Source organism: Micromonospora sp. NPDC048887, assembly GCF_040649715.1.
Lineage (GTDB): Bacteria > Actinomycetota > Actinomycetes > Mycobacteriales > Micromonosporaceae > Micromonospora.
Genome location: NZ_JBEZGA010000002.1, coordinates 113970 through 124493, shown reverse-complemented (window position 1 = coordinate 124493; position 10524 = coordinate 113970). Strand labels below are relative to the sequence as shown.

The following is a 10524-nucleotide window of genomic DNA, read 5'->3' as shown; positions in this document are numbered from 1 at the left end:
CACTCCTCGCGCTCACGCTGCTTCGCCGAACGCGAGGTCGCTGGCGAGCACGGCCGCGCCGGCGACGCCGGCGCGCGGGCCCAGCTCGGACAGGACGACGGGCAGGTTGCCGGTGGCCAGCGGCAGCGACCGGCGGTAGACCACGCTGCGAATCTCGGCGAGCAGGATGTGGCCGAGTTGGGCGAGCCCGCCGCCGATGACGATCATCGACGGGTTGGTGAAGCTCACCAGCCCGGCCAGCACCCCGCCGACCCGCCGGCCGCCGTCGCGGATCAGCCGGATGCAGGTGACGTCCCCCTCGACCGCCCCCTGCGCCACGTCCAGCGCGGTCACCCCACCCCGGGCGGACAGCCGCTCGGCCAGCACCGGGGACGTCTCGGCGCGGGCCGCGACCGCCGCCTCCCGGGCCAGCGCGGCGCCGCTGAACACCGCCTCCAGGCAGCCGAGGTTGCCGCAGGAGCACATCGGACCGTTCGGGTCGACCTGGATGTGACCGATGTCCCCGGCGCAGCCGTCGGTGCCCCGGTAGACCTCGCCGTGCAGGTAGATGCCGCAGCCGATGCCGGTACCGATCTTGATGAACAGGAAGTCGTCGACGGAGTGGGCCACGCCGCCGTGCCGCTCCCCGATCGCCATGATGTTGACGTCGTTGTCGACCACCGCCGGGCAGCCGTGCTCGCGGGTGAGCAACTCGCGGACCGGGAACCGGTCCCAGCCCGGCATGATCGGCGGGGAGACCGGCACGCCGTCGCGGAAGCTCACCGGCCCGGGTACGCCGATGCCGACCGCGTCGAGCCGCTCGTACGCGCCCTCCACCCTGGCCTTGTGCAGCAGCTCGTTCACCCGCTGGAGCGTCACCTTCGGGCCGGAGCGGATGTCAGCGGCCTCGGTGTAGGCGGCCACCGCCTCCAGCCGGCCGTTCACCACCTCCACGTCGATCGAGCTGGCACCCAGGTCGACGGCGGCGAAGCGCAGGTGCGGGCTCAGCTCGACGAGCGTGGATCGTCGCCCGCCCCGCGAGGCGGCCAGTCCGGCCTCGGCCACGTACCGGAGGGAGACGAGCCGTTCCAGCTCGGCGACCAGTCGCGGGCGGGGCATCTGGAGCCGGTCGCCGAGTTCGGCGCGGGACACCGGGCCCTCGTCCCGGAGCAGCCGCAGCAGCCGTACGTGCAGGGGGTCGACCGTCCGCACCGGCAGTCACCTCCGCATCGGAGTCCGCCACATCGACGATGACGATGTGTGTCGTGCCCGACACAGTAGGAGCCTTCCGGGTCGCATGTCCATAGCTTCGGCACGCACGATGCAAACTTTTGTCCATGCGAACAAAAGCATGGCGTGGATCATGAAAAGCAGCACCCCGCCCGTATTCCTTCCGGGCGGGGTGCTGCGGTTTTCGGGTCAACGGGAGTTCTTCCGGTCCTTCTTGCGCAGCTTGCGGTCGTCACGCAGCTCCACGTAGGGCTCCTCGTCGGCCGGGTGCCCGGCCGCGATGGCGCGGCTGCGCTCCAACTCGGCGTCGAACTCCGCGCCGAGCAGGATGGCGACGTTGCTCAACCACAGCCACACCAGGAAGATGATCACGCCGGCCACCGCGCCGTACGTCTTGTTGTACGAGCCGAAGTTGCTGACGTAGAGCGCGAACAGGCCGGAGACCACCAGCCAGAGCACCACCGCGAGCACGCCACCCGGACTCACCCAGCGGAAGCCACCGTGCCGGGCGTTCGGCGAAGCCCAGTAGAGGATCGCGAACATCAGGCTCACGATCAGCAGCAGCACCGGCCACTTGGCGATGTTCCACGCCGTCACGGCGGTCTCGCCGAGCCCGATCGCGTTTCCCGCCTGCTCGGCCAGGCCGCCGGTGAACACCACGATCACGGCGCTGACGAGCAGCATCACCCCGATCACCGCGGTCACGCCGAGGCGTACCGGCAACGTCTTCCAGATCGGCCGCCCCTCCGGCACGTCGTAGATGCTGTTCGAGGCGCGCATGAACGCGGCGATGTAGCCGGAGGCCGACCAGAACGCCGCCACCAGACCGACAATCGCCGCGATGCTCGCCAGCCCGCCGGACTGGCCGGCCTGGTCGATCGCGCTCTCGATGATGCGTCGGATGTTCGGCTCCGGCACCGCCTGCCCGACGGTGTCCCGTACCCCCTCGGTGGCCCGGTCGCCGAGCAGGCCGAGCAGCGAGATCAGCACCAGGACGCCCGGGAAGATGGAGAGCACGCCGTAGTAGGTGAGCGCGGCGGCCCAGTCGGTCAGGCTGTCGTCCTGGAACTCCCGTACGGTCCGCTTGAGCGTCGCCATCCAGCGCGTGCCAGACAGGTCGGCCGGGCTGTCCGGCCCGTCGTCGGGCCCCACCGGCCCCACCCGGTCCCGCCCGGCCGGCCGGTCGCCCCGGTCGCGGGGTGCGGGCCGGCCTCCGGCACCGGGCTGGTCGTGCGAAGCGGGGGCGTCGTCGTGCCCGTCTCGGGCGTCGTCGTGGACGTCGCGGGCGGCCATGGCACCTCCTGATCGGCATGTCGTCCCGGACGACATGCCCTGACGGCGGCGGCGATAACCACCGCGCCCGCAACCGGCCACTCGACCGCCACCCGTCGCCCCGCTCACCCCGTCGGTTGGCGCCCCACTCGGGCTTCCACCGCGTCATGCCAATGCCTTGCTCTGCAGCCACCCGCGCGACAAACACGCTCCGTGATCATGTGCGCCGACGGATGCAGAGCAGCAAGGGCGACGCGGCACCCTCACCGGCACCCCGCCACCCCCTTCCGCGACAGTGGCGACTTGTCGGCCGCCACAAATATCCACTCGCGCAATATCTCGACGGTCGTCACGGCGAGTGGAACGTCATGGGTGTCTCCGCCCGCCGTTGACACCCATGACGTTCCACTCCCCGGAGCCGGCGGCGCGGTTGGGCGAGCGGGCAGACCGGGGCGCGCATGACGACACCGCCGGCTCGACGAAGCGGCGGTGTCGTCGCGGGACCGATGTCACCACCTCGGCGAAGTCGCTACGGGCGTGGTCGCGCGCGGTCCCGCCAGCGGCTCACCCGCCGCTCGACGCCCCGGCGGCGTGGCCGACGCCAGGGCGGACAGCCCGGCTCGGGCCGGTACGGCGGGTGCCGCTCCCACGAGAGGACACCGGACCTATCGACCACGTTCCGTGACGGCAGCAGTTCCAGGGGAACGCGTTTGCATCGTTGCAGAAACCGCCCGCCCACAGTCGTGAGTGAGCTGCGAGAGACCGCCCTCAGCCATTGCGAAACGGTTTCAAGAAATGAGTCCCATGAGTGAGCGAAGCCCCATTCCGTCACTCATTGCAATCACGATCGGCAATGTTCCCACCATGCGCGCTATTCGCGTATCGTGCCCCCTCGTGCCGTCCGTTCGCCCCCCCGACGCGACTCCCCCCAAACCCCGGCCGCCGTCCGACGGACGACCGGGGTCCGACGTGGACGCCGAGGTGGTGCCGCTGCCTCCGGACGACGGGAGCGTGGCCGGCCCCGAGTGGGCCGACGACGGGCCGGGCGAGACGCACCACCACAGCCGGGCCGAACACCACGCCGCGGCCGAGCAGCACAGCACGGACGAGCGGCACCGGACGGACGAGCAGCACCGGACGGACGAGCAGCACAGCCCCGGCGGAAGCGACACCCACACCCCCGGCCAGAGCCTGGAACAGACGAAGGACGCCCGGGAACTGGCGGCCCGGTTCGAGGAGGAGAAGCCGGGACGGGTGCTCGCCGGGCCGGTCGGGCTCCTCTTCACCGGCGTCACCGTCGCGGTCGGGCTGCTGACGCTCTGGCAGGTGTTCTTCCCGCTGGCCCAGGGCAGCAAGTACTACCTCATCTTCTTCCTGGCCGGCATCCTGCCGATGGTTTTCCTCGCGTACCCCTCGGGGGTGCGGCTGCGCCGCACGGCGACCGAGGTGGACGACCGGCACGGACCGACGCCTGTGGACTGGCTGCTGGCCGCCGCGGCGCTCGTGGTCTGCCTCTACCCGGTACTGCCGGTCACCGTCGGCGCCGGTGGCGGCGGCTACGACGCCTTCCTCGACCGGCAGGGCCTGCTGGATCCGCTGGACGTGGCGTTCGGCACCGGGCTGCTGCTCCTGCTGCTGGAGGCGTGCCGGCGCACCACCGGCTGGATCCTGCCGGCGGTCTGCGTGCTGTTCCTCGGGTACGGCTACTACGGCGGGCTGCTGCCGCAGGGCTGGCCGGTGGCGCACGCGGGGCTCGACTTCGGGCAGCTCGTCGACGCGTTCTACAACTCCGACAGCGGCTTCTACGGCACCCCGCTGGACGTGGCCGCCTCGTACATCGTGCTGTTCACCATCTACGGCGCGGTGCTCGACCTGTCCGGCGCGGGCCGGTTCTTCGTGGAGCTGTCCGCGGCCGCGTTCCGCCGCTCCCGGACGGCCGCCGGGCGCACCGCCGTCGCCTCGGGCTTCCTGCTCGGCACGGTCTCCGGTTCCGGCGCCGCCACCACCGTCAGCATCGGCGCGGTGACCTGGCCGATCCTGCGCCGCGCCGGCTACCCGGCCGAACGCGCGGGCGGCATGCTCGCCGCCGCCGGAGTCGGGGCGATCCTGTCGCCGCCCACGCTCGGCGCCGCGGCGTTCATCATCGCCGAGTACCTGGGTGTGTCCTACCTCCAGGTGCTCGGCTGGGCCACCGTGCCGACGATCCTCTACTACCTGGGGATCCTGCTCTCCGTCGAGATCGACGCCCGGCGCTCCGGCGTCCGGCCGGTGGTCATCGACACCGGCTCGGCCTGGCGGCTGCTGGCCCGCTTCGGCTATCACTTCCTCTCGCTTCTCGTGATCATCCTGGTGCTGGCGCTCGGCGCCTCGGCGACGCGGGCGGTGGTCATCGCCACAGTGATCGCGGCGGTGCTGTCCTTCCTGGACCGGCGGCACCGGCTCACGCCCGCCCGGCTGGTGGCGGCGCTGCGCGACGGCGTACGCGGGGTGCTCGCGGTGAGCGCCGTCTGTGCCGCGGCCGGCATCATCACCGCCACCACCACGAAGACCGGCCTCGGGCCGCAGGCCGCCGCGCTGCTGATCGACGGCGCGCAGTCGGTCAGTTCCGAGCCGGCCGTGGTGCTGGCGCTGACCGCCGTGCTCGCCGCCGTCGCGTTGAGCCTGCTCGGCCTCGCCGTGCCGGTCACCGCGTCCTTCGTCATCGGCTGGGTGATCATCGGTCCGGCGCTGCTGAACCTGGGCGTCGCCGCGCCCGCCGCGGCCATGTTCGTCTTCTACTTCGCGGTGCTGTCCGAGGTCTCGCCGCCGACCGCGCTCGCAGCGGTCGCCGCCGCCGCCGTCACCGGCGGCCGGCTGGTGCCGACCATGTGGCAGACCCTGCGGTACGCGCTGCCGGCGTACCTGATCCCGCTGGCCTTCGTGGTCACGCCGACCGGTCTCGGGCTGCTCGGCATCGGCGGCGCCGGGCGGATCGTGACCGCCGGCCTGGTGTCGGCGCTGGGCGTGGCCGTGCTGGCGGTCGCGGCCGGTGGCTGGCTCCCCGGTGTGGGCCCGGCCGGCGCGCCGGAGCGGATCGTCGGCGCGTTCGCCGGACTGGTGCTGCTCTGGCTGGAACCGCTGCCCATGGCGATCGGCGCGGCGCTCACCGCGCTCGCGGTCGCGGGCGTGTACGTCCGACGTGGCGCCGCCGGGCACGCCGGCCACCCGTCGGTCGAAAAATCCGTGGACCATGGGGAGGAGAGAGAGTGGGACGGATCGACGCGAGGATAGTGGCGGGTGTCGGAGCGCTCGTCCTGGTCGCCGCCGGTGCCGCCGGCTGCGGGGGCCGTCAGGACGGCGCGGCGAAGGACGACGCCGCCCGCGAGGTCAGCTGCAAGGTCACCAAGGACACCCGGGTCGGCATCGCCACCGGCAACGCCACCGGCGTGTACTACGTGGTCGGCAACGCGCTCGCCGGTGAGCTGAGCAAGGCCACCGACGGCAAGCTCACCGGGACGGCCGCCGAGACCGGCGCCTCGGTGCAGAACGTCGAACAGCTCGTCGCCGGCCAGTACGACGTGGCGTTCTCCCTGTTCGACACCGCTGTCAACGCGGTGCAGGGCAAGGGGAGCTTCAGCTCGCCACAGCCGGTCAAGGCGCTGGCCCGGATCTACGACAACTACACCCAGGTGGTGGTCCGCGCCGACGCGGGGATCACGTCGGTGGCCGACATGAAGGGCAAGAAGATCTCCACCGGCTCGCCCAAGTCCGGCACCGAGGTCATCGCCAACCGGCTGCTCACCGCCGCCGGGCTGGACCCGGCAAAGGACGTCCAGGCGCAGCGGCTGGACCTCACCAAGACCGTCGACGGCATGAAGGACGGCAGCATCGACGGCTTCTTCTGGTCCGGCGGCGTCCCGACCGGCGGGGTCACCGACCTGTTCACCACGTCCGGTGACAAGGTGAAGTTCCTCGACATCAGCCCGCTGCTGCCGAAGATGGCCGAGCTGAACCCGGCGTACCAGGCCGGCACCATCGGCAAGGACGTCTACCGGACCCCGGCCGACGTGCCCACCATCGTGGTGCCGAACGTGCTGCTGGTGCGGGACAACCTGGACGCCGACGTGGCCTGCGCGATCACCCGGACGGTCTTCGACTCCAAGGACGCCCTGGCCCAGGCGAACCCGGCGGCGAAGGGCATCGAGCTGGGCAACGCACGCAAGACCGACCCGGTGCCGCTGCACCGTGGCGCGGAGCGGGCGCTGAGCGACCTCGGCGCGAGCTGACCCGAACGGGCCGGGCCCGGACGTGCGTCCGGGCCCGGCCCACCGACCCGACCCGGAGACCCCCGTGCCGCTGCCCCACCCGGCTCGCGTACGCCGGCATCACCGCTCCGCGGACCGCACCGGACGCCTCCGCTCGGTCCGCGTCCAACTGCTGGCCCCGATCCTGGTGGCCACCGCCGGCCTGATCGTGCTGGGGACGGCGCAGACCGGCGCCGCGCTCGACGCGTCCGCCGACGCCGACCGGGCACGCGTCCTGGCCGGCACGGCCACCGCGACCGTGCGGCTGGTGCACGAGCTGGAACGCGAACTGGCCGAGACGGCCGCGTTGCGTCAGCGCGGTGGCACGTCCGGCCGCCCGCTCGTGGACGCGCAGCGCCGCCGGGTGGACACGGCCGTGGAGCGCTACCGCTCGGCCCAGGGGGACGCGCGCCGGGCCGCCCCCGATCTGGCCGGGGTGCTGGACGACGCGCGCGGGCGTCTGGAACAGCTCGCGCCCACCCGGGATCTGGCCCTGGCCGGTGAGCGTGGCGATCCCGCATACGTGTCGCTGGTGGAGTCGCTGCTCGCGGTCGCGGACGCGCTGCCGAGCCAGCTCCGCGACGCCGGCCTGGCCAACCAGGCGCGCGAGGTGGCCTCGGTGGCCGCCCAGGAGCATCTGTCCGCGCTGGAGCGCGACCTGCTGCGGGCGGTGTTCGTCCGGGGTGGACTGCAAAGTGGCGAACTGGCCCGGCTGGGCCGGCTGCGGGGCGCCCGGGAGCAGCGGCAGGCCGAGTTCCTGCGGATCGCCTCCGCCCCGGCGAACAGGGCCTGGTACCGCCTGGTCGACGGCACCGACGTGACCACTGCCCGCCGGATAGGTGACGCCGTGCTCGACTCCGACGGCGCGCCGGGCACGGTGAAGACCGACGGTGACGCCTGGTACGTGGCGCAGAGCGGTGCGATCCGCCGGTACAACCTGCTCGGCCGTGACCTGACCGACGGGCTGGACCGGGACGCGGCAGACCTGGCCGGCGCGGCCCGGGTGCGTGCGGTGCTGACAGCTGGCGCGACGAGCACAGTCGCGCTCGGCTCGCTGGTCACCGCCGTGCTGCTGGCGGTACGCACCAGCCGGCGGCTGCGCCGGCTGCGGGTAGCCGCCCTGACCATGGCGAACCGGGAGCTGCCGGAACGGATCACCGCGATCGCGGCGGGCGAGCGGACACCCGCCGAGGGTCCGGCGACCCGGATGACCGACGGGATCCGGCGTGGCCAGGACGAGGTGGCGCAGGTCGCCGAGGCGTTCGACACGGTGAACCGGGCGGCGTTGCGGCTGGCCGGGCAGCAGGCCGAGTTGCGGCTGGACGTGACCCGGATGGCGGAGGCGCTGGCCCGCCGCATCCGTACGCTCATCACCCGGCAGCTGCGGCTGCTCGACGACTTCGAGCGCGAGGAGACCGACCCGGACGCGCTGGCCCGGCTGTTCGCGCTCGACCACCTCGCCGCCCGGCTGCGGCGCAACGGGGAGAACCTGCTGGTGCTCGCCGGTGGCGAGCCCGGCCGGGGCCACGAGGGCGCGTTGCTGCTCGACGACGTGGTGCGGGCGGCGGCCTCCGAGATCGAGGACTATCCGCGGGTGGAGATCGACGTGCCGACCGCGGCGGTGCACGGCGCGGCGGCCGGCAACCTGGTGCACCTGCTGGCCGAGCTGCTGGAGAACGCCACCGTCTACTCGCCACCTGACGCCCGGGTGCTCGTCGACGGGCGGCGCACAGTCGACGGGCTGGTGCTGCGCGTACACGACCAGGGCATCGGCGTCAGCGAGAGCCGGCTTGCCGAGATCAACGAGCGGCTGGCCGCGCCGGCCACGCTCTCCAGCGCCGCGGCGGGCAGCATGGGCCTGCACGTGGTGGCCCACCTGGCCGCGCGGCACGGCATCCGGGTGCAGTTGCACAACCCCGGCACCGGCACGGTGGCGCAGGTCGACGTACCGGAGTCGGTGCTGACCCGGGTGGAGTCGGTGGCGTCCCGGCCGGTTGTGGAGCGGCGACCGCGCGCCGCAGCCTGGTTCAAGGCGGGGCCCGCCGCACGGTCGGCGGCCGGCTCCCGTGACCTGGTCACCGCGGCTCCGGCAGCCGTCGGCCCGGTGCGCGGGGTCGCCGCCGTCCGCACGCCCGGTGGCGCCTTGCTGGCACCGAGCGCGGCGCGGATCCGGCCGGTGAGCACGCCGCCGACGCCCGTGCCGACCACCGCCGCCGGGCTGCCCCGGCGGCCGGTGGGCGGGCACCTGCCCGAGCAGATGCCGGGCGCCGTCGCGCCGCCGCCGGCGACCGATCTGCTCGACCCCGAAGTGGTACGCGCCCGGCTGTCCGCCCTCGCCGAGGGGGTGGCCAGCGCCACGCGCCGTGCCCCGAACACCACACCCAACGGGAGAAGACCATGACCTCACCGTCCTCCACGGGACTGGACTGGCTGCTGGCGAACTTCGCCGAGCAGGTGCCGGACGTCTCACACGCGCTCGCCGTCTCCGAGGACGGACTGCGGCTGGCGTCCTCGCCGGACCTCTCCCTCGACCAGGTAGACCAGCTCTCGGCGGTGATCAGCGGACTGGCGAGCCTGACCGTGGGCGCGGCCCGGCTGATGTCCGCCGGCCGGGTACGCCAGCAGATCGTGGACATGGACGGCGGCGTGATGCTGGTGATGGCGGTGGGCGAACGGGCGCTGCTGGGTGTGCTGGCCGCGCCCGGCTGCGACCTGGGCCAGATCGGTTACGAGACGGCGACGCTGGTGCAGCGGGTCGCGGAGGCGCTGGAACCGGCGGTCCGCCGGTGACCGGCCGGCCGCTGCGGCTGGTGGCCGCGCTGATGACGGCGGTGCTGGTGACCGCCGGCTGCGCGGCCGAGGACTCCGCCCCCGAGGCGTGGCACGGCGGCCGGATCTTCCTGGCCACCGGCAACACCACGGGCGTCTACTACCAGCTCGGCGGCGGGTACGCCGACCTGATCACCCGCCACCTGCCCGGGTACGAGGCGCGGGCGGAGCCGACCGGCGCGTCGGTGGAGAACATCACCCGGGTGGCGAGCGGGGACATGGAGATCGCGTTCAGCCTGGCCGACACGGCGGCGGACGCGGTCGACGGGCGCGGCGCGTTCGACAAGCAGCCGCAGCCGGTACGGGCGCTGGCCCGGGTCTACAGCAACTACACCCACGTGATCGTCCGCGCCGACGGCAAGATCCGCAGCTTCGCCGACCTGCGCGGCAAGCGCATCTCCACCGGTTCGCCGAAGTCCGGTACCGACATCATCGCCGGGCGCCTGCTCACCGCCGGTGGCATCGACCCGACCCGGGACATCCAGCGGTTCAACCTGTCGCTGCCGGAGACGGTCAAGCGGATGCGGGCCAAGGGCCTGGACGCCATGTTCTTCTCCGGCGGCCTGCCCACACCGGGTGTCAAGGACCTGCTCACCTCCGCTCCGGGCACGTTCCGGCTGCTGCCGCTCAACGAGCTGATCGAGCCGTTGAGCGCGCGCTTCGGCGCGGTCTACACCACCGCGACGCTGCCGAGGGAGGTCTACGGCACACCCGAGCCGACACCGACGATCACTGTGGCGAACGTGATCCTGGTGGCGGCGGACATGCCGGAGCAACTCGCGTACGACCTGACCCGGGTGCTGTTCACCTGGCAGGGCGAGCTGATCCAGGTGCACCCGGAGGCGGCGAACTTCAACCGGGCGAGCGCCGCGGCGACCCGGCCGATCCCGCTGCACCCGGGCGCGCAGCGGTTCTACCGCACCGGCTGAGC

At 73.0% G+C, this 10524-nt stretch carries 7 protein-coding genes; 5 read left to right on the top strand and 2 right to left on the bottom strand.

Annotated features, from left to right (window positions below; all coding sequences use genetic code 11):
- Positions 1-12 precede the first annotated feature (12 nt).
- Positions 13-1191 carry an ROK family protein gene (locus AB0C17_RS03720; RefSeq protein ID WP_357470598.1) on the bottom strand — a complete coding sequence of 393 codons (1179 nt, stop codon included), beginning with the start codon at positions 1189-1191 and terminating at the stop codon, positions 13-15.
- A 207-nt stretch (positions 1192-1398) separates the two neighbouring features.
- Complete coding sequence (locus tag AB0C17_RS03715; protein ID WP_357388622.1) at positions 1399-2502, bottom strand: YihY/virulence factor BrkB family protein; 1104 nt, start codon at positions 2500-2502, stop codon at positions 1399-1401.
- A gap of 948 nt (positions 2503-3450) precedes the next feature.
- Between AB0C17_RS03715 and AB0C17_RS03710 the strand changes: the two genes are divergently transcribed.
- The 5 genes from AB0C17_RS03710 to AB0C17_RS03690 all read left to right on the top strand — a co-directional run bounded on the left by AB0C17_RS03710 (position 3451) and on the right by AB0C17_RS03690 (position 10522).
- The gene (locus AB0C17_RS03710; protein ID WP_357470601.1) at positions 3451-5751 is read left to right on the top strand and encodes a TRAP transporter fused permease subunit; all 2301 of its coding nucleotides are present in this window, start codon (positions 3451-3453) and stop codon (positions 5749-5751) included.
- Positions 5727-6746, top strand: a complete 1020-nt coding sequence (locus AB0C17_RS03705; protein ID WP_357388626.1) for a TAXI family TRAP transporter solute-binding subunit — start codon at positions 5727-5729, stop codon at positions 6744-6746. The genes AB0C17_RS03710 and AB0C17_RS03705 overlap by 25 nt, the downstream gene beginning before the upstream one ends.
- Positions 6747-6810: 64 nt before the next feature.
- Positions 6811-9165, top strand: a complete 2355-nt coding sequence (locus AB0C17_RS03700) for a sensor histidine kinase (protein WP_357388628.1) — start codon at positions 6811-6813, stop codon at positions 9163-9165.
- Positions 9162-9554: a roadblock/LC7 domain-containing protein gene (locus AB0C17_RS03695; RefSeq protein WP_357388630.1), complete on the top strand. Its 393-nt coding sequence runs from the start codon at positions 9162-9164 to the stop codon at positions 9552-9554. The genes AB0C17_RS03700 and AB0C17_RS03695 overlap by 4 nt, the downstream gene beginning before the upstream one ends.
- Positions 9551-10522, top strand: a complete 972-nt coding sequence (locus tag AB0C17_RS03690) for a TAXI family TRAP transporter solute-binding subunit (protein ID WP_357388632.1) — start codon at positions 9551-9553, stop codon at positions 10520-10522. The genes AB0C17_RS03695 and AB0C17_RS03690 overlap by 4 nt, the downstream gene beginning before the upstream one ends.
- The last annotated feature ends 2 nt before the right edge of the window (positions 10523-10524 follow it).